The following is a 24,254-nucleotide window of genomic DNA, read 5'->3' as shown; positions in this document are numbered from 1 at the left end:
AGGGGCGGCGGGGGCGAAAAAAGGCTAGTGCCCAGCCCCCGCCGTAGCCGACGGCAGCTCAACCCGGACACCCTTGTCGCCCGCGTCCGCCGTGTAGTCCTCCGGGGACGTCTCGTCGATGCCCTCGGGGGCCTTGAGAGCCCTCAGGACGAAGGTCAGCACGACCGTCACGACCACGTTCAGGACGAACGCCGTCAGACCGATGTACCCGATCTCCCCGATCCCGGGAATCTCCTTCGAGGAACCACCGAAGTGCTTCTGCGTCGGCGAAGCCACCCCGTACGCGGCCACCGTGCCGTACAGCATGCCGACCGCCCACCCGCCGAGCAGCGCCCACCGGTGGAACCACCGTGTGAACAGCCCCCCGACCAGCGCCGGGAAGGTCTGCAGGATCCAAATGCCGCCCAGCAACTGGAAGTTGATGGCCACGGTCTTGTCCATGGTCAGGACGAAGGCCAGCGCGCCCACCTTCACGAGCAGCGACACCAGCTTGGAGACCCTGGTCTCCTGGGCCGGCGTCGCGTCGGGCCGGATGAAGTCCTTGTAGATGTTGCGCGTGAAGAGGTTCGCCGCCGCGATGGACATGATCGCGGCCGGGACGAGGGCGCCGATACCGATCGCCGCGAAGGCGACGCCCGCGAACCAGTCCGGGAACATGTTCTCGAAGAGCTGCGGGATCGCCAACTGACCGTTGGAGACCTTGACTCCGGCGGCGATCGCCATGAAGCCGAGCAGCGCGAGCAGGCCCAGCATCAGCGAGTACAGCGGCAGAATCGTGGTGTTGCGGCGGATCACCTCACGGCTGCGCGAGGACAGGGTCGCCGTGATGGAGTGCGGGTACATGAACAGGGCCAATGCCGAGCCCAACGCCAGCGTGGCGTACGTCCATTGGCCCGCCTCGCCCGGTGCCAGGGCACCGCGTGGCGCGCCCGTCGCCGGGTTGGTCTGGCTGTACGCCTCGCCCGCCTTGGCGAAGATCTCGTCGAAGCCGCCCAGCTTGATCGGGATGTAGATGATCGCCACCGCGATGACGATGTAGATCAGCGTGTCCTTCACGAACGCGATCAGGGCGGGGGCCCGGAGGCCGGAGGAGTACGTGTAGGCCGCCAGCACACCGAAGGCGATCAGCAGCGGCAGGTCCTTGACGAACCAGTTGGTGTCCTCGCCGCCGCCGACGCCCATCACGTCCAGGACGGCCTGGATGCCGACCAGTTGGAGCGCGATGTACGGCATCGTCGCGAGGATGCCCGTCACCGCGACGGCCAGCGACAGGCCCTTCGAGCCGTGGCGTCCGCGTACGAAGTCCGACGTCGTCACGTAGCCGTGCTTGTGCGAGACCGACCACAGGCGGGGCAGGAACGTGAAGATCAGCGGGTAGATCATGATCGTGTACGGGACGGCGAAGAAGCCGGCCGCGCCCGCCGCGTAGATCGCCGCCGGGACCGCCACGAACGTATATGCCGTGTAGAGGTCGCCGCCGAGCAGGAACCAGGTCACCCAGGTGCCGAACGACCGCCCGCCCAGGCCCCATTCGTCGAGGCTCTGCTCGTTCTCGGCCCTGCGCCAGCGCGAGGCCAGGAAGCCCATGACCGTGACGGCCAGGAAGAAGAAGATGAAGACGGCGAGTGCCACGCCGTTCACGCCGTCGTTCATGCGGACGCGCCCTCCTTCTGGGACTTGCGGGCGCGCTGGTCACGGTTCCACAGTTGGTACGCGATCATCGTGAGCGCGGTCGAGACGAACACCCAGAGCATCTGGTACCAGTAGAAGAACGGGATACCGATGAAGGCCGGGTCGACCTTCGCGTACGAGCCCACCGAGAGCAGCGCCACGAACGGCGCGATCAGGCAGAGGGCGATCACCACGCGGACCGGTGTAACGACAGGCGGTGTCACGGCCGGCGGGGTCGCCGCCGGTGGTTTCCCTTCGGGCGCTCTTGGCGCATCCGACGCTTCAGACATACGGCGGGCTCCGTCCCCTCACTGATCACCTGTGCAACGCGCAGGAAATCTAGGGGACGGTTCCGCTTTATGGAAGCCCTGTCCGCATAACGGATTCCGTGTTCCGCTCACGACCGCTCACTGCCGAGCACGGTGCCCGGCAGTGAGCGGACATGGCGCTCGGCGTCGGCGCACATGGTGCTCAGCAGCAGCGGAAGCCCTGTCGGGGGTCCGCCTCCTGACGGTCCGTGCGCATCCGCTCGAACTCCCGCCGCGACGGCACCGCCGCGTCGGGGTGGCCTTCGCGCACATGCGCGACATAGCGGTCGTACGCCGATTCGTCGGTGAGCTCCCGTACGTACCAGCGCACGCCCCTGACCGCCCGGCTAGCCGCCCGGTGCAGCGCCGACCGCATCGCGTGCCTCCTCCTTCTCCTCCTGGGTCGGGATCAGCCCGGCCGGGGCGACGATCTTCGACTCGACGTACGGCGACTCGCTGAGCGTGGAGAGCGCGGGACGGCGTATGTGCCGGATGCACACCCTTGTCGCGTCCGCGATCACGATCACGATGAGCAGGGCGAGGGTCGCCGCCAGGACGCCGTCGACTGTGGAGTTCGTGACGATCGTGTGCATGTCGTCCATGCTCTTGGCGGGCGCGATGAGCTCGCCCCGGTCGATGCCGTCCTGGTAGACCGAGCGCTGCTTGAAGAAGCCGACGCGCGGGTCGCTGGAGAACACCTTCTGCCAGCTCGCGGTCAACGTCACCGTGGCGTCCCAGGCGAGCGGAATCCCCGTGATCCAGGCCCACTTGAGGCGTCCGGACTTCACCAGCAGGGTCGTGCAGACGGCCAGGGCGACCGCCGCGAGGAGCTGGTTGGAGATGCCGAAGATCGGGAACAGCTGGTTGATTCCGCCGAGCGGTTCGTGGACGCCGACCCACAGGAAGTAGCCCCAGAGACCGCAGACGATGCCACTGGTGATGACCAGTCCGGGCTTCCAGCTCACATTCTTGAAGGGTTTGTAGAGGTTGCCGAGCGTGTCCTGGAGCATGAAGCGGCCCACGCGGGTGCCCGCGTCGAGCGCGGTCAGGATGAACAGCGCCTCGAACATGATCGCGAAGTGATACCAGAACGCGCGCAGGCCGCCCCCGGTGACCTCGGAGAAGATCTCCGAGACGCCGATCGCGAGGGTGGGCGCGCCACCGGTCCGCGACAGCAGGGACGCCTCCTCGACGTTCTTCGCCGCGGCGGCCAGGTCCTCGGGGGAGATCTGATAGCCCCAGCTCCCCACCACCTGCGAGGCGTTCTGGACCGTGTCCCCGATGACACCGGCCGGCGCGTTCATCGCGAAGTACAGGCCCGGGTCGATGATGGACGCCGCGATCAGCGCCATCACGGCCACGGACGACTCCATGAGCATGGAGCCGTACCCGATCATCCGGACCTGCGTCTCCTTCTGGATCATCTTCGGCGTCGTACCGGAGGAGATGAGGGAGTGGAAGCCGGACAGGGCCCCGCACGCGATGGTGATGAAGACGAACGGGAAGAGCGAACCGGCGAAGACCGGCCCGTCTCCGCGCGTGGCGAAGTCGGTGACCGGGTCCATCTTCAGCGTCGGCATCGAGACGACGACGCCGATCGCGAGCAGCGCGATGGTGCCGATCTTCATGAAGGTGGAGAGGTAGTCGCGGGGCGCGAGCAGCATCCACACGGGCAGGATCGACGCGACGAAGCCGTACGCCACCAGCCAGATCACCAGTGTCGAGGGCGCGAGCGTGAACGTGTCGGCCCATGACGACTCGGCGACCCAGCGGCCCGCGACCAGCGCGAGCAGCAGCAGGGCGACACCGATCAGCGAGACCTCGCTGACCCGGCCGGGCCGCAGGACCCGCAGGTAGAAGCCCATCAGCAGGGCGATCGGGATCGTCATCGCGATGGAGAAGGTGCCCCACGGCGACTGGGCGAGCGCGTTCACGATGACCAGCGCGAGCACGCCGAGCAGGATGATCATGATGGCGAAGGCGGCGAGCAGGGCCGCCGCGCCGCCGAACGGGCCGATCTCCTCGCGTGCCATCTGCCCGAGGGACCTGCCGTCCCGGCGGGTGGAGAAGAACAGGACGACCATGTCCTGGACCGCCCCCGCGAAGATCACGCCGACGATGATCCAGATGGTGCCGGGCAGATAGCCCATCTGCGCGGCCAGTACGGGTCCGACCAGGGGGCCGGCGCCCGCGATCGCCGCGAAGTGGTGGCCGAGCAGGACGCGTCGGTCGGTGGGGTGGAAGTCGATGCCGTTGTTGAGCCGCTCGGCGGGCGTGGCCCGGGTCTTGTCGACCTTCAGGACTTTGTAGGCGATGAACTTCGAGTAGAAGCGATAGGCGATGGCGTACGAGCCGAGAGCGGCGGCCACCATCCAGACGGCCGACACCTCCTCGCCCCGGGCGAGTGCGAGGACGGACCAGCCGGCCGCGCACACCAGCGCGACGGCGGTCCAGATGACGATGGTTTGCGGACGTGCCTTGCGAGGGCCTTCAGGAGATGCCGTCTGTGGGCTGTCGGTGCGCACGGGTCGTCCTCCCGTCCATGGGTGACGGGAGGACGGTAGAACAGGAAGGGGAGCAGCGCTACACCACGTGCACCAGTCGGTATGCGTAGGCGCAACTCGCTTGCTTTTCGGGGGCGCGGGGCTGTGTCGATCTGCGGCTCCGCCGCGTGGGCGCGACCAGCCACAACGAACCCGCAGCCGCGCACCCACCCCGACCCGCCTACTCCACAGGCCTCTTAAGCCGCGCAACGAACTTGTACCGGTCCCCCCGGTACACCGACCGCACCCACTCCACCGGCAGCCCACCCCTGTCCAGCGAGTGCCGGGACAGCATCAGCATCGGCAACCCCACATCCGTACCGAGCAGCCCCGCCTCCCTCGGAGTCGCCAGCGACGTCTCGATCGTCTCCTCGGCCTCGGCGAGATGCACGTCGTACACCTCGGCCAACGCCGTGTACAGCGAGGTGTACTTGACGAGTGACCGCCGCAGCGCGGGAAACCGCTTCGCGGACAGATGCGTCGTCTCGATCGCCATCGGCTCCCCGCTCGCCAGCCGCAGCCGCTCGATGCGCAGCACCCGCCCGCCCGCGGTGATGTCGAGCAGCTCGGCGAGCGTGTCGTCCGCCGTGATGTAGCCGATGTCCAGGAGCTGCGAGGTGGGTTCGAGACCCTGCGCCCTCATGTCCTCGGTGTACGAGGTGAGCTGGAGCGCCTGCGAGACCTTCGGCTTGGCGACGAACGTGCCCTTGCCCTGGATGCGCTCAAGGCGGCCCTCGACGACCAGCTCCTGGAGGGCCTGGCGCACGGTCGTGCGCGAGGTGTCGAACTCGGCGGCGAGCGTGCGCTCCGGCGGTACCGGCGTACCGGGCGGCAGCGTCTCCGTCATGTCGAGCAGATGTTTCTTGAGGCGGTAGTACTTGGGCACGCGCGCGGTACGGATGGGTGCCCCACCCTCGTTCTCCGCACTGCTGACGTCGGTGCTCATACTCTGCCTTCCCGGCTCCGGGTGCCGATGCGGCCGACATGCGCGTCGGCCACGGCTCACATCGTGGCACGGCTTGCCGCGCGGGTGTCCTCCCGCACGCTCCGTGATCCCCTCTATATACCGTCGGGGTTCCTTTTGGTCTAGTCCACGATATTGGCCCGGGCCAATGCCGATGTGCCGCCGGTGCTGCGGGGACGCGCGTCGAGCGCCGCCTGTTCCGTCGCCCGTGCACTGAAAGGTCCTTTCATATGTAGGTCGCGTAACGGACGGTCCTGAGTGGGTTTTCGACCCTTGACACCCTTCTAGGTCTAGGCCAAGCTCCCCGTACTGGTCTAAACCATTGAGGACCAGGTCCCAGCCCCACGGGCAGTACTCGTCGTAACTCACGCGGTGGGCAGGGGGGTTGCTGGCATCCCTGAGGAGGATGACGTGAAGCGCAAGCTCATCGCGGCCGTCGGTGTCGCGGGCATGTTGATGTCGATCGCGGCCTGCGGCGGCGACGACGGTGACAGTGGCGGTGGCGACAAGACGGGGGCCGACGGTTTCAAGGGGCAGACCCTGACCGTCTGGGCCATGGACGGCTCCACGCCGCCCGGCTGGACCAAGGATCTGACGGCGGCCTTCGAGAAGCAGACCAAGGCCAAGCTGAAGTTCGAGACCCAGCAGTGGAACGGCATTCAGCAGAAGATCACCACCGCGCTCTCCGAGGAGAACCCGCCGGACGTCCTGGAGGTCGGCAACACGCAGACCCCGGCCTACGCGGCCACCGGCGGTCTCAGTGACCTGTCGGACCTCAAGTCGGAGATCGGCGCCGACTGGACCGAGGCCCTCAACGAGTCCTCGGTCTTCGACGGCAAGCAGTACGCGGCCCCGTGGTACTTCGCCAACCGTGTCGTCGTCTACAACAAGAAGGTCTGGGCCGACGCGGGGATCACGGACACCCCGAAGACCCGGGCCGAGTTCTTCGCGGACCTGAAGGCCATCGACAAGAAGACCGACGCCGAGCCGATCTACCTGCCCGGCCAGAACTGGTACTTCTTCGACGGTCTGACCATCGGCCAGGGCGCCGACCTGGTGAAGAAGGACGGCGACAAGTACGTCTCCAACCTCGCGGACCCGAAGGTCGGCAAGGCCATGGAGATCTACCAGGAGTACCAGGCCTTCTCCAAGGCCCCCAAGGACAAGGACGAGGCGACCCCGCAGCAGGCCGAGGTGTTCGCCAAGGGCAACGTCGGCGCCTTCATCGGCATGGGCTGGGAGGCCGGCACGGCCATCGCCGCCAACAAGAAGATCGAGAAGGACATCGGCTACTTCACCATCCCCGGTGAGACGGCCGACAAGCCCGAGGGCGTCTTCCTCGGCGGCTCCAACTTCGCGGTCGCCGCGGGCAGCAAGAAGCAGGAGCTCGCCAAGGAGTTCCTGAAGCTGGCCCTGTCCGACAAGTTCGAGGGCGCACTCGCCAAGGAGAACGGCGTCATCCCGAACAAGGAGTCGCTGCAGACCAACCTCTCGGCCAACCCCGCCGCCGTGGCCGCGGCCCCGGCAGCGGCCGGCGGTGGCACCACGCCGCTGATCCCCGCGTGGGCCGCCGTGGAGAACGACCCGAACCCGATCAAGGCCTACATGACCGCGGTTCTGAAGGGCAAGTCGCCCGCCGAGGCCGCCAAGCAGGTCGAGGCCGAGATCAACAAGCGGCTCGCGCAGAGCAGCTGATCACCTCCGCGCCGGGGACGGCTCCGTCCGTCCCCGGCGCGCCGGCGCATCCGTCGATCCGTGATGCGCGCTTCGTGATTCGCGATGTGGAAGAGATGGCGAGCATGTCAGTGCAGACCGAACGCACGGACACAGGCACGGCCGCGGCGCCCGGTGTCCGTAAGACCGACGTATCCCCGCCCGGCGATCCGGGGCCGGCCAGAAAGCGCGCAGGCGCAGCCGCTCCCTACCTGCTCCTGGTGCCCGCACTGCTCGTCACCGTGGTGCTGCTCGGCTGGCCGCTGGTCAAGAACGGCATGCTGTCGTTCCAGAACCTCAACCCGCGCCAGCTGATCCTGCACCTCACCGAGTGGAACGGCGGCGACAACTACAAGGAAGTCCTGGGCAGTTCGGACTTCTGGAAGGTCGTCCAGCGGACGGTCGTCTTCACCACCGCCAACGTCGTCCTCATCATGCTGCTCGGCACTCTCGTGGGACTGCTCCTCGCGCGGCTCGGCAAGCGCATGCGGCTGCTGCTGCTGCTCGGCCTGGTGCTCGCCTGGGCGATGCCGGTGATCGCCGCGACCACCGTCTACCAGTGGCTGTTCGCCCAGCGCTTCGGCGTCGTCAACTGGCTGCTCGCCAAGGCGGGCTGGTCGTCGATGGCCGACTACAACTGGTTCGGCACCCAGTTCTCCACCTTCTCCGTGATCACCCTGCTGATCGTCTGGCAGTCCATCCCGTTCGTGGCGATCAACCTCTACGCCGCCACGACCACCATCCCCAAAGAGCTGTACGAGGCCGCCTCCATCGACGGCGCCGGGATGTGGAAGAGCTTCACCCACGTGACCTTCCCGTTCCTGCGGCCGTTCTTGTGGGCGACAACCTTCCTTGAGGTCATCTGGGTCTTCAAGGCGTTCCCGCAGATCTTCGCGATGAACTCCGGCGGACCCGACCGGCTCACCGAGACCCTGCCGATCTACGCGTTCGTCGAGGGCCCCGGCAACCAGCACTACGGCATGGGTGCGGCGATCTCGTTCCTGACGATCCTCATCCTGCTCGGCCTGACCGCGTACTACCTGCGTACCGTTCTCAAGCAAGAGGAGGACGAGCTGTGAAGCGCCCTGTTTCTTCTACGGTGTCCCGGCTTTGGCCCAACGCGACGGCCCTCGTCCTCTTCGTCGTCTTCGCGTTCCCCGTCTACTGGATGTTCGCGACCTCGCTGAAGCCGACCGGCGACATCATCGCCGACGACCCGGTCTTCCTGCCGACCGACATCACCTTCGGCCACTTCCAACGGGCCCTCGACGCCGACCACTTCTGGACCCTGGTCGGCAACTCGCTGACCGTGACGGTCCTCGCGGTGGTCTTCTCCCTCGTCATCGCGCTGCTCGCGTCCTTCGCGCTGGCCCGTATGCGGTTCAAGGGCAGGCGCGGCTTCCTGCTGACCTTCATGATCGCGCAGATGGCGCCCTGGGAGGTCATGGTCATCGCGATCTACATCATTGTGCGTGACGCCGACCTGCTCAACAGCCTCGTCCCGCTGACCGTGTTCTACATGATCATGGTGCTGCCCTTCACCATCCTGACGCTGCGGGGCTACGTCGCCGCCGTGCCCAAGGAGCTGGAGGAGTCGGCGATGGTCGACGGCTGCACCCGTACGCAGGCCTTCGTGAAGGTCATCTTCCCGCTCCTCGCCCCCGGACTGATGGCGACCTCGCTCTTCGGCTTCATCACGGCGTGGAACGAATTCCCGCTGGTCCTGATCCTCAACAAGGACGCCGAGAAGCAGACGCTCCCCCTGTGGCTCTCCAGCTTCCAGTCGACGTTCGGCGACGACTGGGGCGCGACGATGGCGGCGGCCTCGCTCTTCGCCATCCCGATCCTGGTCCTCTTCGTCTTCCTCCAGCGCAAGGCCGTCAGCGGACTCACCTCCGGCGCGGTGAAGGGATAACGACCCGATGACCACCATCGCCTCCAGTACGGACACACTGACCCGCGACGCCCTCGCCGTCCTGCAGCCGGGCTTCACCGGGACCTCGGCCCCTTCCTGGCTGCTGCGGCGACTCGGCGAAGGCCTCGCCTCCGTCGGCCTGTTCGGCCGCAACATCGCCTCACCCGCCCAAGTCGCCGCCCTGACCGCCCAGTTGCGCGCGGAACGCGACGACGTCCTGGTCGCCATCGACGAGGAGGGCGGTGACGTGACCCGCCTCGAAGTGCGTACGGGATCCTCCTTCCCCGGCAACCACGCGCTGGGCGCGGTCGACGACCCCGCCCTGACCGAGGCGGTGGCCCACGAACTGGGCCGCCGACTGGCCGCCTGCGGCGTCAACTTCAACTGGGCGCCGTCGGCCGACATCAACTCCAACCCCGACAACCCCGTCATCGGCGTACGGTCCTTCGGCGCCGACACGTCACTGGTGGCCCGGCACACGGCCGCGTACGTCTCCGGGCTCCAGTCCGCCGGGGTCGCCGCCTGCACCAAGCACTTCCCGGGCCACGGCGACACGGCGGTCGACTCGCACCACGCGATGCCGCGCATCGACGCGGAGCTCCCGGTCCTGGAGTCCCGCGAACTGGTGCCGTTCCGCGCCGCCATCGAGGCGGGCACGCGCGCCGTGATGAGCGCGCACATCCTGGTCCCGGCCCTGGACCCCGCCCACCCCGCGACCCTCTCGCGCCGCATCCTCACCGGCCTGCTCCGCGAGGAACTCGGCTACGACGGCCTGATCGTCACCGACGGCATGGAGATGCGGGCCATCTCCGCGACCTACGGCATCGAACGCGGCAGCGTCCTCGCGATCGCCGCCGGAGCCGACGCGATCTGCGTGGGCGGCGGACTCTCGGACGAGGCGACGGTCCTCCGCCTGCGCGACGCCCTGGTCGCGGCGGTCCGCTCCGGCGAACTCCCCGAGGAACGTCTCGCGGACGCGGCGACCCGGGTCCGGTCACTGGCCGCCTGGACGGCAGCGAAGACTCTGGGGGCTGAGTTGAACGGCGTCGCGCCGGGTGGGACTTCGGGGCCGGGCTCGTCCACCGAATCCGGGTCCGAAGCAGGGTCCGAAGCGAGGTCCGAGGCGGGTTCCGACGTCGGTCTGGTGGCGGCCCGGCGAGCGCTGACGATCACGCGCGGAGCGCACTTCACGCCCGTCACCGAGGCTCCGTACGTCGCCGCCCTCACCCCCGTGGCCAACATCGCCGTCGGTGACGAGACCCCCTGGGGCATCGCCGCCGACCTGAAGCGCATGCTGCCGGGCACCGAGACCGGGAGTTTCACGGGGGAGCGGGCCGGGGCCGAGACGCTCGCGGCCGCCGGCTCCCGTCGCGTGGTCGCGGTGGTCCGGGACGTCCACCGCCACGCCTGGATGGCCGAGGCCCTCGACACCCTGCTCGCCGCCCGCCCCGACACGGTCGTGGTCGAGATGGGCGTGCCACAGTCGCCGCCCCAGGGTGCCCTGCACATCGCCACGCACGGCGCGGCCCGCGTCTGCGGCCTCGCGGCGGCGGAGGCGATCGCCGGGGCGTGAGCCGACTGGGCGGAAGCCGCCGGGGGCGTGCGCCGGTGGCGACGTGAGCCGACGGAACGAAGGCGCGGGTCGCCGCACGGATGAAGGTGCCGGGTCCACCACGAGCGGACCCGGCACCTTCGTATCGTGAAGCGATTCGCCAAGTGAGTCGGCAGGCCAGTTGCCAGGCGAGTTGCCGATCGAGTTGCCTAAATACCCTGCCAGTCCGGCTTGCTGGCGAACGTGTGCCGGAAGTAGTCCGCGAGCTTCAGCTTGGACGCGGCGGCCTCGTCCACGACGACCGTGGCGTGCGGATGCAACTGGAGCGCCGACGCGGGGCACACCGCGGCGACGGGTCCCTCGACGGTCGCCGCCACGGCGTCCGCCTTGCCCTCACCCGTGGCGAGCAGCACCAGATGCCGCGCCTCCAGGATCGTCCCGATCCCCTGGGTGATCACGTGGTGCGGCACCTGCGCGATGTCGCCCTCGAAGAACCGCGCGTTGTCGACCCGCGTCTGCTCGGTCAGGGTCTTGATCCGCGTACGCGAGGCGAGCGACGAGCACGGCTCGTTGAACCCGATGTGCCCGTCGGTCCCTATCCCGAGAAGCTGGAGATCGACCCCGCCCGCCTCGGCGAGCGCCCTGTCGTACGCCTCGCACGCGGCCCGCACGTCCTCGGCGGTCCCGTCGGGCCCCATGAACGCGTCCATGTCCAGCCCCAGCGGCTTCAGCACCTCACGCCGCAGCACGGACCGGTACGACTCGGGATGCTCGGCCGGCAGCCCCACGTACTCGTCGAGCTGCGCGACCCGCGCCCGCGAGGCGTCCACGGCCCCGGAACCCACCTTTGCCGCCAGCGCCTCGTAGATGGGCAGCGGCGTCGAGCCGGTGGCCACCCCGAGCAGCGCGTCGGGCTTGTGCCGGAGCAGCTCCGCCATGGCCTCGGCAATGAGCTCGCCACCCGCCTTGGCGTCCGAAACGATGACAACTTCCACGCTGGGCCTGCCGTTCTGAAGTCTGAAGAGGGGACACAATGACACAACCGAACATGTGGTATAGACCAATCTAGCAGAACGGTTCTCCAGCCACCTGAGTGGGCGCCGCCGACCCCGGGGGAGTGGAATGGGCCCTGCGCACGCGAGAACGAGCCCCGCCACCCCCTTCCCCGCAGCCCCCGCAGCATTGGGCCCCGCCCGCCGCGCACCCGCCCTCAGGCCCACCACGCACCAGCCCTCAGGCCCACCCCGCACCCGTGCTCAGGAGGAAACACCATGGCCGCCACCCCGCCGGACCCCCAGCCCGGCGCGCAGCCGACGCCCGCCGAGTCCGACCGCCCGGGCCTGATCATGGCCCGCGAGATGGCCGAGCAGCCCGCCGTCCTGCGGCGGATCCTGGAGGAGGGGGCCCCGCGCATCCAGGAGGTGGCCCAGCGGGTCGCCGACCGCAAGCCGCGCTTCGTCCTGCTCACCGCCCGAGGGACCTCCGACAACGCCGCCCTCTACGCCAAGTACCTCCTGGAGATCCGCCTCGGCCTGCCGTGCGGCCTCGCCTCCATGTCGACCACGACGGCCTACGGTGCCCGCCCCGACCTCACCGACGTGCTGATGATCACGGTCAGCCAGTCCGGCGGCTCCCCGGACCTGGTGGCCTCGACCAAAGCCGCTCGCGAGGCCGGCGCCATCACGCTCGCGGTGACCAACAACGCGGACTCGCCCCTGGCGGCCGTCTCCGAGTACCACATCGACATCATGGCCGGGCCGGAGAAGGCACTCCCCGCGACCAAGACCTATACGGCCTCCCTCCTGGCCCTCTACCTCTTCGTCGAAGGGCTGCGCGGCGGCGACGGAGCCCAGGCCAAGGTGCTCCCCGACCTCGCCGAGCACCTGCTCGCCCGCCAGGACGAGATCCGCACCCTCGCCTCCCGCTACCGCTTCGCCGAACGCATGGTGATCACCTCCCGCGGCTACGGCTACCCCACCGCCAAGGAGGCCGCCCTCAAGCTGATGGAGACGAGCTACATCCCCGCCCTCTCGTACTCCGGCGCGGACCTGCTGCACGGCCCGCTCGCCATGGTCGACAACATCTCCCCGGTCATCGCGGTCGTCACCGACGGCAAGGGTGGCGCGGCACTCCAGCCCGTGCTCGACCGGCTGCGGGGGCGCGGCGCCGACCTCGTCGTCATCGGCCCCCGGCCCCAGGTCGAACAGGCCTCCGCCGGCTTCGTCCTGCCCACCGAGGGCGTCGCCGAGGAGGTCCAGCCGATCCTGGAGATCCTTCCGCTCCAGCTCCTCGCGTACGAGGTCACCATCGCCCGCGGCCAGGACCCGGACGCCCCCCGAGCCCTCGCGAAGGTCACGGAGACCCGCTGAACCGGAGGGGCAGCCTCCTGTCGCACCCAACCGGATGGCCCGTCCAACCCGAGCCCGCTATTTCTCTAGTACCCGCTATATAATTCCATCCATGGTGAGCAGCGGGGACATCAAAGGTGCCGCCGGGCCGGCCGCCAGGCATCGCGGCCGCCCCCGCTCCTTCGACCGCGACGCCGCGCTGGAGAAGGCGGTCCTCGCCTTCTGGGAGCACGGCTACGAAGCGACCTCCGTCTCGGACCTCACCCAGGTCATGGGCATCGGCGCCCCCAGTCTCTACGCGGCCTTCGGCGACAAGCGCTCGCTCTTCGACGAGGCCGTGAACTCGTACAGCGCGCGGTACGGCTCGTTCGGCGACCGCGCCCTCGCCGAGGAGCCGACGGCCCGTGCCGCGGTGGACCGGATGCTCCGCGAGGCCGCGGCCGAGTACACCGCGCCCGGCCGTCCGCGCGGCTGTCTGGTGATCCACGCGGCCACCAACTGCACCACTCCGGGGGTGGAGGAATCCCTCCGCGAGCGACGCATCGCGGGCATCGCCGCCATCGAGCGCCGTATCCGGGAGGGCGTCGCGGCGGGCGAGCTGCCCGCGGACACCGACGCGGCGGCCCTGGCCCGGCACACCGGAGCCATGATCCAGGGCATGTCCCAACAGGCCCGGGACGGCGCCAGCAAAGGAGAGCTGGAAGCACTCGCCGAACTCGCCGCGCGAATCTGGCCCCACTCGTGAACCGCCCGGCGTTAGGCTGCGTGGTGTTTGTAGGACGCGGGTTGTTGGATAAAGAGACAACAACAAACATCCGCGAACGCATGGACAGCCGAGAGTGGTCTAGTCCAGAATCGTACAAAGCTTGAGAACGCAATTAGTTGATCAAGCCGTCCGAATGACCAAGCCTCCGTCTTCCCCGCACAGGAAGACGGATCGAGGAGCCGGCGCTCTCTGCCCTGACTGCACCGGATCCTCATCCTTCGGCCGAACGGGACCGCACACCCCGCGGCCGATGTTGCTCCGGGCTGCGGTGCCGGGAGGGCTGAGGGTCCCTCTCAGGCGCCGCGGCCCGCGGGTGTTTCCGGGCCCGCGCGGGTGGCTGACTTCGGAACATGCCGGATGCGCCGGGTACGCTCGCACTCGTGCCCTCCATGAACGAGCTCGTACGCCAGCACACCGCTCTCGGTGATTCCGAGCTCGAGTGGCTGCACCTGCTGGTCTCGGAGTGGCAGTTGCTCTCCGACCTCTCGTTCGCCGACCTCGTCCTGTGGGTCCCCACGCGGGACGGCACCCGCTATGTCTCGGTCGCCCAGATGAGGCCCAACACCGGCCCCACCTCGTACCAGGACGACATGGTCGGCCACCTCGTCCCACGCGGCCGCCGTCCCATGCTGGACGTCGCCCTGGACGAGGGCCGGATCGTGCGCGAGGGCGACCCGGAGTGGCGCGAGGAGGTTCCCGTACGGGTCGAGTCGATCCCCGTGCGCCGGGAGGGGCGCGTCCTGGGCGTCATCGCCCGCAACACCAACCTCCTCACCGTGCGCACGCCCTCGCGGCTCGAACTCACCTATCTGCAGAGCGCGTCCGACCTCGCGCAGATGATCGCGGCGGGCTCCTTCCCGTTCCCCAACCAGCAGGTCGACATGGACGCCTCGCCGCGGGTCGGCGACGGCCTGATCCGGCTGGACGCCGAGGGCATCGTCCAGTACGCGTCACCGAACGCGCTGTCGGCGTACCACCGCCTCGGCCTCGCCGCCGACCTGGTCGGCCACCACCTCGGCAAGACCACGGCCGAACTCGCCCCGTCCCGCGGCCCGGTGGACGAGGCACTGTCCAAGGTCGCCAGCGGCTGGGCGCCCCGCGAGTTCGAGATCGAGAGCGGCGACGGCGTGATCCAGCTGCGCGCCATCCCGCTCAAACCCAAGGGCACCCGGGTCGGTTCGCTCGTACTCCTGCGTGATGTGACCGAACTGCGGCGCCGCGAGCGCGAGTTGATCACCAAGGACGCCACCATCCGGGAGATCCACCACCGGGTGAAGAACAACCTCCAGACGGTCGCGGCCCTGCTCCGCCTCCAGGCCCGCCGGATCGAGTCCGACCGGGGCCGTGAGGCCCTCGAAGAGGCGGTCCGGCGGGTCGGGTCGATCGCCATCGTGCACGAGACGCTCTCCCAGAACCTGGACGAGCGCGTGGAGTTCGACGAGATCGCCGACCGGGTGCTCGCCATGGTCGCCGAGATCTCCCCGGGCAAGGTCGTCGGCCGGCGCACCGGACGCTTCGGCATACTCGACGCCGAGGTCGCGACCCCGCTCTCCATGGTCCTCACGGAGATTCTGCAGAACGCGCTGGAGCACGGCTTCCGTGAGGGCGACCGCGGCACGGTCGAGGTGTCCGCGGTCCGCGGCGGCTCCACCAAGGATGCCCGCCTGCTGGTCACCGTCCAGGACGACGGCGTCGGTCTGCCCGAGGGCTTCGACCCGCACCGCTCGGGCAACCTGGGCCTGCAGATCGTACGGACCCTGGTGGAGGGGGAGTTGGGCGGCACGTTCGACATGGTCCGGGCCCCCGAGCGCGGAACGCAGGTCGTCCTGGACATTCCGGTGCCGCCCCACAAGTAACATCCGAGTAATCCGCACCATTACTTCACGCACACGCTGCGTAGTCATCCGAGCTGCCGGGGGATCCCGGCGGCCGCAGGAACCCTCACGAAGACGCAGCCGTGAACAGGCAAACGCGCAGCCGCAAACAGCAATGAGCCCCGGACCGTTTCCGGTCCGGGGCTCAGGGTGCTCGTTGCTATCTGCGCATCGGGGGTACTGCGCGCTGCGGCTCGGGGGCGGGAGAAGCGTACTCGCTGTACGCGCCGCCAAGCTCAGGCCGTGTGGGGCGGGTTGTGTCAGGCGGTTGCCTGGCGGGCCCGGTTGCGGGCGGCGCGGCGCTTCATGGCGCGGCGCTCGTCCTCGCTGAGACCACCCCAGACGCCGGAGTCCTGGCCGGACTCGAGCGCCCACTGCAGGCACTGCTCCATGACGGGGCAGCGACGGCAGACGGCCTTGGCTTCCTCGATCTGCAGCAGCGCAGGACCGGTGTTGCCGATGGGGAAGAAGAGCTCGGGGTCTTCCTCGCGGCAAACGGCGTTGTGACGCCAGTCCATGGCTGCTACCTCTCCTTGGTATTACATGCACGTTGCTTGTGAATGTGAACGCTTTCACGAATCCCTCAACAAGTGAAGAGCCGACTACCAGGCGGACTGGTGTGGTCCTGTGAATTGAGGAGGGGTTCTGGCACTCTGCGGGGCCGATGTGGCGGGCCGTCCCAAGCGCCACGTAGAGACTCGCAAACCTCGGCGGCGGATACAACCCCTACCGGAAAGTTTTTTTTGATTCCTCGGTGTCGACTAGGTCACAGCCGTACTTCCATGGGGTGGACCCTGGCCTAAACGTTCGAGTGGAAGGACTTTAGCCCGTTCCGCTCACACAATCACACGCAGTGCACGGCGAACGCCTGTGAACGTCACGCTCGTACGCAGTCCAAGGTGGTCGCCGTCCATCTGCAGGGGGAGCGGGACCTTCGAATGCAAGGTGAAGTCGGTCAGATCGTGGAGGGACACCGCATGCTTCCCATGGGGCCCGCGCTCGGGGGACGAAGTGAGCAACTGGGTGCCATACCGGGCAACCGCGGCCGTCGACATGCGACTGAGGCCGAGTACGTCGAGGCCGGTATCGAACGAGGCCTTAGGCGACGCGTACACCGGGCGATTGCCCAGATACGTCCACGGAGCGGTGTTGCAGACTATCGACAGCACCAAATCGGCCACCGGGTCGGCATCCGGCCGTTCCAGGGTGATGGTGCCGTGCCGACGGTGGGTCTCCCCGAAGAACTGGCGCATCGCCTGGCGCAGATAGAGGGAGTGCGTCGAACGCTTGCCGCGCTCGCGGTGGTGTTCGACGCGGCCGACCACGCCGGCGTCGAAGCCGAGGCCCGCGTTGAAGGTGAACCAGCGGGCCGGGATGCCTTCGTCCGCACTGCCCGGGGTGCCTGCTGCGAGGCCCAGGCCGACCGTGCGCTGCCGGTCCTCGCGCAGGGCGTCGAGGAGGGCGCCGGTGGCCTCCACGGGCTCGTTCGGCAGGCCCAGGGCGCGCGCGAAGACATTGGTGGAGCCGCCGGGGACGACGGCGAGGCCGGGCAGCCGGTCGGGGTCGGGGCCGCTGTGCAGCAGGCCGTTCACGACCTCGTTGACCGTGCCGTCGCCGCCGAGGGCGACGACCATGTCTATGTCCTCGCTGTCCGCGGCCTGCCGGCCGAGGTCCCTGGCGTGCCCGCGGTACTCGGTGGTGACCACTTCGAGTTTCATCTCGCTTGCCAGCGCGTGGATCAAGACATCACGCGTGCGTGCGCTGGTGGTGGTTGCTGCCGGATTGACCACGAGAAGTGCACGCATGCGATGCAGCGTACCTACCGCGTGGTACTCGGCCCATACCGAGGTAAGGGTCAGGTGAGAGCACGGGGTGTGGGGCGGGGGTGCGGTGGCCGTGCCCCGGGCGCACGCGTGGAGGCCGGGGGAGGTCTCGCGGAGTGCCTGCGGCGTGCCTGCGGATTGGCCCCGGAGTGCCCGCGGCTCGGCGGTGGGGTGCCCGCGGCTCGGCCGTGGAGTGCCCGCGGCGTGGCCCCGGGGCCGTTGGCGGGCAAGGGGTGAGGGCTACTCTTCAGAGGTGAGCGCTGAGCAGAAATCCACCCCGGACACCTCCGACGCCGAACCCCGTCCCGGGCGGCTGACCGCCGCGGCCGCGCTGGCCGCGCTGGAGGGGCTGGCCCTCGCCGTCGGCGGCGTCTACATCCTTGTGAGGGGTCTCACGGGCCACCCGGACGACCGCAGCCAGGCCGTCACCGGGGGTGTGACGCTGATCGTGCTCGCGCTGCTGCCGCTGCTCGCCGCGCGCGGGCTGCTGCTGCGGCGCGGCTGGAGCCGGGGGCCGGCGATCATCACGCAGATCATGGCGCTGCCCGTCGCGTACAACCTGCTCCAGGCCGACAGTCTCGCCATCCCCGGGGGGATCGCCCTGGCGGTGGTGGCGGTCGCGGCGCTGGTGCTGATCGTGAACCCGGAGACGACGCGGGCGTTGGGGATCACCGGGCCCGGTGGGGTTCGGGAACCGAAGTAGTGCGGGGTGCACCGAAGTAGTCCGGGCCCGGTGAGGGCGTACTGCGTGTGCGGGTCCGCTGTGGCTGATCGCGTGGTTGCCCGCGCCCCTGACAAGCCAGCCGTGCCCCGTGCCCTTGAGGCAGACGCAAGGTCCCCGCGTTCCTAAAACCTGGCCGTTCCCCGTGCCCCTGAGGGAAGCGCCGGTGTCCGCGCCGCTGAACATGCGCGGATGCTCGCGCCCCTGCGGCAGGGGCGCGAGGTCTTTTACTCCTCCACCAGCAGCTTTTCGCGGAGCTGGGCCAGGGTGCGGGCCAGCAGCCTGGAGACGTGCATCTGGGAGATGCCGACCTCCTGGGCGATCTGGGACTGGGTCATGTTGGCGAAGAAGCGAAGGAGCAGGATCCGCTTCTCGCGCGGCGGGAGGTCCTCAAGGAGGGGCTTGAGCGACTCGCGATACTCGACGCCCTCCAGGGCCTCGTCGTACGCGCCCAGCGTGTCCGCGACCGCCGGGGACTCGTCGTCCGTGTCGGGGACGTCCAGGGACAGCGTGGAGTACGCGTTGGCCGACTCCAGGCCCTCCAGGACCTCTTCCTCCGAGATGCCCAGCTTCTCGGCCAGCTCGTGGACCGTGGGGGAGCGGCCGTGCCGCTGCGAGAGCTCCGCCGTCGCCGTGGTCAGCGCGAGGCGCAGCTCCTGGAGCCTGCGCGGGACGCGCACCGCCCAGCCCTTGTCGCGGAAGTGCCGCTTGATCTCGCCGACCACCGTCGGAGTCGCGTACGTCGAGAACTCGACGCCGCGCTCCGGGTCGAAGCGGTCGACCGACTTGATCAGGCCGATGGTGGCGACCTGCGTGAGGTCGTCGAGCGGCTCGCCGCGGTTGCGGAAGCGGCGTGCGAGATGCTCGACGAGCGGCAGGTGCATCCGGACCAGCTGGTTGCGCAGCTCCGCGTACTCCGGGCCGGTGGCATCCAGCTTGCGCAGCTCGATGAACTTGAGCCGCGCCCCACTGCGGTCGTGGGGGTCGCGCTGTGTGCCTGACGCGCCGCTGTCGGCATTTCGCTCGTGCTCGTGCTGCTCGCTCATGATCCCGCCCGTCACCCGCCGCCGCCCTTCCGAGGACGCTCCCCCAGACTCCGTCCGGGGGGACCCCCTCTGCGCGGCGACGTCTGGATCCTGTCGCCCGTCACTGCCGGAGGGCGCCGCGCGCCCGTCCTTGTCGATCGGCTCTTCCCGCTGAGGCGCTTCGGCCGCCGAGGAGGCGTCGTCCTCCGGATGCGGCCGGGCTTGCTGCTCGGGGATGCCGTCGACACCTTCCGCCGGGCGCCGCGGCCCGGTCAGGCCGCCCTCGCCCTCGGCGGGAAGTTCCCGTGTGCCGCGCTCTTCGTCCCGCACCGGCCCGTCCCCGTTCCTCACGCCGGCCCGGGTCCCGCGCCGCGCTGTTTGTAGAGGCTGATCGAAACGGTTTTGTCCGCGGCCACCGAAGAGGACACCTTGCCCGCGAGGGCCGACAGCACGGTCCATGCGAACGTGTCCCGTGCCGGGGCGTGGCCGTCGGTGGTGGGGGCGGAAACGGTCACCTCGAGCGAGTCGTCGATCAGGCGGAAGACACAGCTGAGCACGGAGCCCGGCACCGCCTGTTGCAACAGGATCGCGCATGCCTCGTCCACGGCGATGCGCAAGTCCTCGATCTCGTCGAGGGTGAAGTCCAAACGCGCCGCGAGGCCGGCCGTGGCCGTGCGCAGCACCGACAGGTAGGCACCCGCAGCCGGCAGCCGGACTTCCACGAAGTCCTGGGTCGCGGGCTCGCCTGCGATCTGGGACACCCTCACCTCCAAGGTGGTACAAGCTCTTTCGGGGGCCGAGGGTCGCCCCCCGGGGTAACGCGCAACGTGGTTCAGCGGTGACGCTATCGCGCTCTCAGGTTTCCTGTCCCCGGGACCCCAACCCCTTGCTGTCACTCATAGTAAACCTATGTATACGCACAGTGGCTAGGGTTGTGCGGGCCCAATTGGGAAGAGCGCGCGCCGGGTTGACGTACCCAGACGTCAGAGGGTCGAACCGTCCCGGTCCGGCGTCACACCAGCACGTGATCGACGAAGCACCAACGCCAGCTCTCCCCGGGCTCGAAGGTACGCATGATCGGGTGTTCCGTCTCCTTGAAATGCTCTGTGGCGTGCCGCAGCGGCGATGAGTCGCAGCAGCCCACGTGTCCGCAGTTGAGGCACAGTCGCAACTGCACCGGGTGCGAGCCCACCGCCAGGCACTCCAGGCAGGTCTCGCTCAGCGGCTCGGGTTCTGGATGCGGCAGCGCGTCGGCGTGCGTGCACTGTTTCATGATTGCCAGATTACGTCGGGCGTGCGGAAAACCGCGCGGAAACGAAGGCGGGCCGAAGCCGATGCATGTGATGCCCCTCCTCCTGCTGGTCGCGGGGAGCGCCGTCGTCGCCGGCGCCGCGCGCCGCACCCCGGTCCCCGCACCGCTGCTGCTGGTCACCGCCGGCCTGATCGTCTCGTACGTGCCCGGGGTGCCCGAGTACACCATCGACCCCGACATCGTGCTGCCGCTGGTGCTGCCCCCGCTGCTCTACACGGCGGCCACCGACAGCTCGTACCTCGATCTGCGGGCGCAGCTCCGGCCGGTCGCGCTGCTGTCGGTCGGGTATGTGCTCTTCGCGACGCTCGTGGTCGGCTGGGCCGCGTACATGATCGTGCCGGATCTGTCGCTGACGGCGGCCCTGGTGCTCGGCGCGGTCGTGGCGCCGCCGGACGCGGTGGCGGCCACGGCGGTGGCGCGCCGGGTCGGGCTGCCCTCACGGGTCACCACGATCCTGCAGGGCGAGTCCCTGGTGAACGACGCGACCGCGATCACCGCCTACCGGGTGGCGCTCGCCGCCGCCGTCGGCGAGGGCGCGACCTGGGCGGGCGGCATCGGCGAGTTCCTGCTCGCGGCGATCGGCGGCATCGGCATCGGAGTCGTCCTGATGGTGCCGCTCCACTGGCTGCGCACGCACCTGACGGAGGCGCTGCTCCAGAACTCCCTGTCGCTGCTGATCCCGTTCTTCGCGTACGCGGTCGCCGAGCAGGTGCACGCCTCCGGAGTGCTCGCCGTGGTCGTCGTCGCGCTCTACCTGGGGCACCGCAACTGGGAGGTCGACTTCGCGACCCGGCTCCAGGAGGAGGCGGTGTGGAAGATGGTCGCGTTCATCCTGGAGTCGGCGGTCTTCGCGCTGATCGGCCTGCAGCTCCCGGTCGTCCTGGAGGGCCTTGACGAGTACGAGGGATCGAGCGCCGCCTGGTACGCGGTGGCCGTCTTCCTGGTCGTCGTCGTGGCCCGCTTCGTGTGGGTGTATCCCGCGACCTTCCTGCCCCGCCTGCTGTCCAAGCGGATCCGGGAACGGGAGGACGACCCCACCTGGAAGGGGCCCTTCATCATCGGCTGGGCCGGGATGAGAGGCGTGGTCTCGCTCGCCATCGCCTTTTCGATCCCGCTCACCGCGGAGGGCGAGGAGTTCCAGGGCCGCAATCTGATCCTCTTCCTGACCTTCACGACGGTGATCGGCACGCTGGTCGTGCAGGGCCTGACCCTGCCCCCGCTGATCCGTCTGCTGAAGCTGCCCGAACGGGACCTGCAGGCCGAGACGCTCGCGGAGGCGAACGCCCAGGCGCAGGCCTCCCGCGTCGCGGAGCGCCGTCTGGACGAGCTCCTCGACGACGAGCGCAACATGCTGCCGCCCCCGCTCGCCGACCGGCTCCGCTCGGTCCTGGAGCGCCGCCGCAACGCCGTGTGGGAGCGGCTCGGGACGGTGAACCCCGTCACCGGGGAGACCGTGGACGACACATACCGGCGGCTGTCGCGCGAGATGATCGGCGCCGAGCGGGAGATGTTCGTGAGACTCCGGGACGGCCGCTACATCGACGACGAGATGCTCCGGACCCTGCTGCGGCGCCTGGACCTGGAGGAGGCGGCGGCGTTCCGCGAGGCTACGTAGGTCAAGGGCCCTTGGGCTCGGCCTGGGGGCTGCCGGTGACGACCGCCGCGATCGTCGTCCCGCGCGGGAACGCGCCCTCCTGCGTGAGAGCGACAAGTCCGTACAGCAACTTGGCGACATAGAGACGCTCCACGGGCAGGTCGTGGCGCTGCTCGAAGTCGGCGGCGAACGCGTCGAGTTCGGGTGGCGTACGGGCGTAACCGCCGAAGTGGAAGCGGTCGTCGAGCGACCAGTCGCCGCGGGGGCCGCCGAAGGTCTCGTCCTGGAGCGTGCGTATCTCCGCGTCGAGGAAGCCGCCCTTGAGGACGGGTATGCCCAGGGTGGACCGACCCGGGCCGAGGCCGGCGGTCAGGCCGGCGAGGGTGCCGCCGGTGCCGCAGGCGACCGCGGCCACGTCGATGCCACCGTGGTCGCGCAGCTCCGCACCGAGGGTCGTACAGCCGAGTACGGCGAGGGAGTTGCTGCCGCCCTCCGGGATCACGTACGCGTCCTCGGCGGCCGTCGCACGGAGAAGCGCGGCCAGTGTCTTCGGCTCGCTCTTGCGGCGGTACGTCGATCTGTCGACGAAGTGGAAGCGCATGCCGTCGGCCGCGCACCGGGCCAGGGACGGGTTGAGGGGGCGGTCGGCGAGCTCCTGGCCGCGGACCACGCCCACGGTGGACAGGCCGAGGAGACGGCCCGCGGCGGCCGTGGCCCGCAGATGGTTCGAGTACGCGCCGCCGAAGGTGACGACCGTGCGGCCCGCCGCCGCCCGGAGGTTCGGGGCCAGCTTGCGCCACTTGTTCCCGACCAGCTCCGGGTGGATCAGATCGTCCCGCTTGAGCAGCAGCCGCACACCGTGCCGCGCGAACCGCTCGTCCACGGCCTCCCGCACCGGCGACGGCAGCCGCGGCCGCAGGGCGCCCAGGCCGAGTGCTTCGGGGATCTCGGGACCGATCACCCACCCATTGTCGGACACCGTCCCCTGCGGGGCCTGGGCCGGTCGTTCCCGTGCCCCGTCTTTCAGGGGCGCGGGGCTGTGACCAGCCCCCACTCACCCGCAGGGTGCTACGGCACGCGCCCGTGACGGCGTACGTCACTTCACTTCAGGCGGGCGCCGACGCGCTCCCGCATGGCGGACATGGTGAAGCCGCGGGGATCGATCTTGCCCGGCTGCCATTCGAGGTGACCGATGACCGAGCGTTCCGTCCAGCCGTGATGGCGGCAGACCGCTGCCGCGGCGCGCTCGATGGCGTCGAGTTGGGCCTCGGGCCAGGGATCCTCGCCGTCGCCGAGGTTCTCGCACTCGAAGCCGTAGAAGTGGCGGTTGCCGTCGGTGTTCGCCTCGTTGTCCGGAGGGAGGCCCTTCTCCGCGATGACCGCGCGCAGGACGTCGTCGTCGCCCAGACCCGCGTGGTTGGCACGGCCGTAGCCGACGAGGTGGACGCGGCCGTCCTTGGTGATCACGCCGTGGCACAGCGGGCCGGGCAGGCCGCTGTAGCCGTTGCGGCAGATCTCGACCGTGCGCTCACTTCCCGACGTCACCGTGTGGTGGATCATCACCCCGTGGACCGGGCCCCACGGACCCTTGTGGTTGCGGTTGTGATGCTCCCAGTCGCCGACCTCGACGACGGTGAGCCCTTCTGCCTTGAGCCGACTCAGAAAGCTGCCCGCGGACATGGGTGAGGCCATGACCGCCTCCTCACACAGGGCGCGGCGGCCACCCGTCGCGGCCGTCTCGTACCGCTGCTTGTACCGGAACTCCCCGGTGGGGACCACTTCTTCGCACGGCGTGCGAGCCGATCCGGTCAGCGGTGCGGGCGGACCGCCTCAGGAGCGCAGAAAGCTGTCCCCGTGCGTCGCGATGTGACTCTCCAGGGCCTGGAGGGCCTGCTGCGTGGCCTGGGGGGAGCCGCTGCCGTGCCGCTCCGCGTAATAGGCCGCGCCCAGGCTCTTCAGCAGATCGCCGCCCGCCCGCTGTGCCTGGACGTCGTCGATCTTCTGCTTGCCCTGCGTGAGGCCGCGCTGTGCTTGTTCCTTGGCGCGGTCCAGGAAGCCTGCCATCGCCGTCTCCTCATCATTCGTGATCGTTCGTGATCGTTCGTCCGTGTCGCCGGTTGAACGG

23 protein-coding genes are annotated in these 24,254 nt (G+C 69.3%); 9 read left to right on the top strand and 14 right to left on the bottom strand.

Features of this window, described 5'->3' with window-relative positions; genetic code table 11:
• Positions 1-24: 24 nt before the first annotated feature.
• The 5 genes from mctP to OHA11_RS14635 all read right to left on the bottom strand — a co-directional run bounded on the left by mctP (position 25) and on the right by OHA11_RS14635 (position 5,468).
• On the bottom strand, positions 25-1,653 hold the full coding sequence (gene mctP / locus OHA11_RS14655) for a monocarboxylate uptake permease MctP (protein ID WP_266496238.1): 1,629 nt from the start codon (positions 1,651-1,653) through the stop codon (positions 25-27).
• Positions 1,650-1,865: a DUF3311 domain-containing protein gene (locus tag OHA11_RS14650; protein WP_266496236.1), complete on the bottom strand. Its 216-nt coding sequence runs from the start codon at positions 1,863-1,865 to the stop codon at positions 1,650-1,652. Before OHA11_RS14650 ends, mctP begins: the two co-directional genes overlap by 4 nt.
• A gap of 277 nt (positions 1,866-2,142) precedes the next feature.
• Positions 2,143-2,355 carry a YbdD/YjiX family protein gene (locus OHA11_RS14645; protein WP_266496233.1) on the bottom strand — a complete coding sequence of 71 codons (213 nt, stop codon included), beginning with the start codon at positions 2,353-2,355 and terminating at the stop codon, positions 2,143-2,145.
• Positions 2,327-4,504, bottom strand: coding sequence for a carbon starvation CstA family protein (locus OHA11_RS14640; RefSeq protein ID WP_266496231.1), 2,178 nt, complete (start codon positions 4,502-4,504; stop codon positions 2,327-2,329). Before OHA11_RS14640 ends, OHA11_RS14645 begins: the two co-directional genes overlap by 29 nt.
• A 199-nt stretch (positions 4,505-4,703) precedes the next feature.
• Positions 4,704-5,468 carry a GntR family transcriptional regulator gene (locus tag OHA11_RS14635; RefSeq protein WP_189837546.1) on the bottom strand — a complete coding sequence of 255 codons (765 nt, stop codon included), beginning with the start codon at positions 5,466-5,468 and terminating at the stop codon, positions 4,704-4,706.
• Between the two features lie 429 nt (positions 5,469-5,897).
• Here OHA11_RS14635 and OHA11_RS14630 point away from each other — a divergent pair, with 429 nt between their 5' ends.
• The 4 genes from OHA11_RS14630 to OHA11_RS14615 all read left to right on the top strand — a co-directional run bounded on the left by OHA11_RS14630 (position 5,898) and on the right by OHA11_RS14615 (position 10,687).
• Positions 5,898-7,181: an extracellular solute-binding protein gene (locus OHA11_RS14630; protein WP_266496221.1), complete on the top strand. Its 1,284-nt coding sequence runs from the start codon at positions 5,898-5,900 to the stop codon at positions 7,179-7,181.
• 104 nt (positions 7,182-7,285) lie between these two features.
• Complete coding sequence (locus OHA11_RS14625; protein WP_266496220.1) at positions 7,286-8,278, top strand: carbohydrate ABC transporter permease; 993 nt, start codon at positions 7,286-7,288, stop codon at positions 8,276-8,278.
• Complete coding sequence (locus OHA11_RS14620; protein ID WP_266496217.1) at positions 8,275-9,114, top strand: carbohydrate ABC transporter permease; 840 nt, start codon at positions 8,275-8,277, stop codon at positions 9,112-9,114. Before OHA11_RS14625 ends, OHA11_RS14620 begins: the two co-directional genes overlap by 4 nt.
• A gap of 7 nt (positions 9,115-9,121) precedes the next feature.
• Positions 9,122-10,687, top strand: coding sequence for a glycoside hydrolase family 3 protein (locus OHA11_RS14615; RefSeq protein ID WP_266496215.1), 1,566 nt, complete (start codon positions 9,122-9,124; stop codon positions 10,685-10,687).
• A gap of 188 nt (positions 10,688-10,875) precedes the next feature.
• Here the strand turns inward: OHA11_RS14615 and nagB are convergent, their stop codons facing one another.
• Complete coding sequence (gene nagB, locus OHA11_RS14610) at positions 10,876-11,661, bottom strand: glucosamine-6-phosphate deaminase (RefSeq protein ID WP_266496213.1); 786 nt, start codon at positions 11,659-11,661, stop codon at positions 10,876-10,878.
• Positions 11,662-12,012: 351 nt separating this feature from the next.
• Between nagB and OHA11_RS14605 the strand changes: the two genes are divergently transcribed.
• The 3 genes from OHA11_RS14605 to OHA11_RS14595 all read left to right on the top strand — a co-directional run bounded on the left by OHA11_RS14605 (position 12,013) and on the right by OHA11_RS14595 (position 15,636).
• Positions 12,013-13,035: an SIS domain-containing protein gene (locus OHA11_RS14605; RefSeq protein WP_266507179.1), complete on the top strand. Its 1,023-nt coding sequence runs from the start codon at positions 12,013-12,015 to the stop codon at positions 13,033-13,035.
• Between the two features lie 91 nt (positions 13,036-13,126).
• Entirely contained in the window at positions 13,127-13,759 is a 633-nt protein-coding gene (locus OHA11_RS14600; protein WP_266496211.1) for a TetR/AcrR family transcriptional regulator, read from the top strand.
• Positions 13,760-14,160: 401 nt separating this feature from the next.
• Positions 14,161-15,636 carry a sensor histidine kinase gene (locus OHA11_RS14595; RefSeq protein WP_266496208.1) on the top strand — a complete coding sequence of 492 codons (1,476 nt, stop codon included), beginning with the start codon at positions 14,161-14,163 and terminating at the stop codon, positions 15,634-15,636.
• 278 nt (positions 15,637-15,914) lie between these two features.
• Here the strand turns inward: OHA11_RS14595 and OHA11_RS14590 are convergent, their stop codons facing one another.
• Both OHA11_RS14590 and OHA11_RS14585 read right to left on the bottom strand, forming a co-directional pair.
• Positions 15,915-16,172, bottom strand: a complete 258-nt coding sequence (locus tag OHA11_RS14590; RefSeq protein ID WP_006380970.1) for a WhiB family transcriptional regulator — start codon at positions 16,170-16,172, stop codon at positions 15,915-15,917.
• Positions 16,173-16,490: 318 nt separating this feature from the next.
• The gene (locus OHA11_RS14585; protein WP_266496206.1) at positions 16,491-17,459 is read right to left on the bottom strand and encodes a diacylglycerol kinase family protein; all 969 of its coding nucleotides are present in this window, start codon (positions 17,457-17,459) and stop codon (positions 16,491-16,493) included.
• A gap of 271 nt (positions 17,460-17,730) precedes the next feature.
• Here OHA11_RS14585 and OHA11_RS14580 point away from each other — a divergent pair, with 271 nt between their 5' ends.
• The gene (locus OHA11_RS14580) at positions 17,731-18,180 is read left to right on the top strand and encodes a hypothetical protein (RefSeq protein WP_266496204.1); all 450 of its coding nucleotides are present in this window, start codon (positions 17,731-17,733) and stop codon (positions 18,178-18,180) included.
• A 245-nt stretch (positions 18,181-18,425) separates the two neighbouring features.
• Here OHA11_RS14580 and OHA11_RS14575 read toward each other — a convergent pair whose 3' ends face one another.
• The 3 genes from OHA11_RS14575 to OHA11_RS14565 all read right to left on the bottom strand — a co-directional run bounded on the left by OHA11_RS14575 (position 18,426) and on the right by OHA11_RS14565 (position 20,496).
• Positions 18,426-19,574, bottom strand: coding sequence for an RNA polymerase sigma factor SigF (locus OHA11_RS14575; RefSeq protein ID WP_266496201.1), 1,149 nt, complete (start codon positions 19,572-19,574; stop codon positions 18,426-18,428).
• On the bottom strand, positions 19,571-19,984 hold the full coding sequence (locus tag OHA11_RS14570) for an anti-sigma regulatory factor (RefSeq protein WP_266496199.1): 414 nt from the start codon (positions 19,982-19,984) through the stop codon (positions 19,571-19,573). Before OHA11_RS14570 ends, OHA11_RS14575 begins: the two co-directional genes overlap by 4 nt.
• Positions 19,985-20,235: 251 nt before the next feature.
• The gene (locus OHA11_RS14565; RefSeq protein WP_266496197.1) at positions 20,236-20,496 is read right to left on the bottom strand and encodes a UBP-type zinc finger domain-containing protein; all 261 of its coding nucleotides are present in this window, start codon (positions 20,494-20,496) and stop codon (positions 20,236-20,238) included.
• Positions 20,497-20,557: 61 nt separating this feature from the next.
• On the opposite strand from OHA11_RS14565, the gene OHA11_RS14560 reads away from it, so the two are divergent.
• The gene (locus OHA11_RS14560; RefSeq protein WP_266496194.1) at positions 20,558-22,150 is read left to right on the top strand and encodes a Na+/H+ antiporter; all 1,593 of its coding nucleotides are present in this window, start codon (positions 20,558-20,560) and stop codon (positions 22,148-22,150) included.
• A gap of 1 nt (position 22,151) precedes the next feature.
• On the opposite strand, the gene OHA11_RS14555 is transcribed toward OHA11_RS14560, so the two are convergent.
• The 3 genes from OHA11_RS14555 to OHA11_RS14545 form a co-directional block, all read right to left on the bottom strand.
• On the bottom strand, positions 22,152-23,090 hold the full coding sequence (locus tag OHA11_RS14555; protein ID WP_266496192.1) for a 1-aminocyclopropane-1-carboxylate deaminase/D-cysteine desulfhydrase: 939 nt from the start codon (positions 23,088-23,090) through the stop codon (positions 22,152-22,154).
• Between the two features lie 140 nt (positions 23,091-23,230).
• Positions 23,231-23,821 (bottom strand): N-acetylmuramoyl-L-alanine amidase, encoded by a 591-nt coding sequence (locus OHA11_RS14550; RefSeq protein WP_266496190.1) that lies wholly within the window; start codon positions 23,819-23,821, stop codon positions 23,231-23,233.
• 138 nt (positions 23,822-23,959) lie between these two features.
• A complete protein-coding gene (locus OHA11_RS14545) occupies positions 23,960-24,193 on the bottom strand; it encodes a hypothetical protein (RefSeq protein ID WP_266496188.1) in 234 nt (77 codons plus the stop codon).
• Positions 24,194-24,254 lie beyond the last annotated feature (61 nt).

The organism is Streptomyces sp. NBC_00878 (assembly GCF_026341515.1).
Taxonomy (GTDB): domain Bacteria; phylum Actinomycetota; class Actinomycetes; order Streptomycetales; family Streptomycetaceae; genus Streptomyces.
Note: the sequence above shows the minus strand (reverse complement) of the source record. Positions and strands in the feature narration are given on the sequence as shown.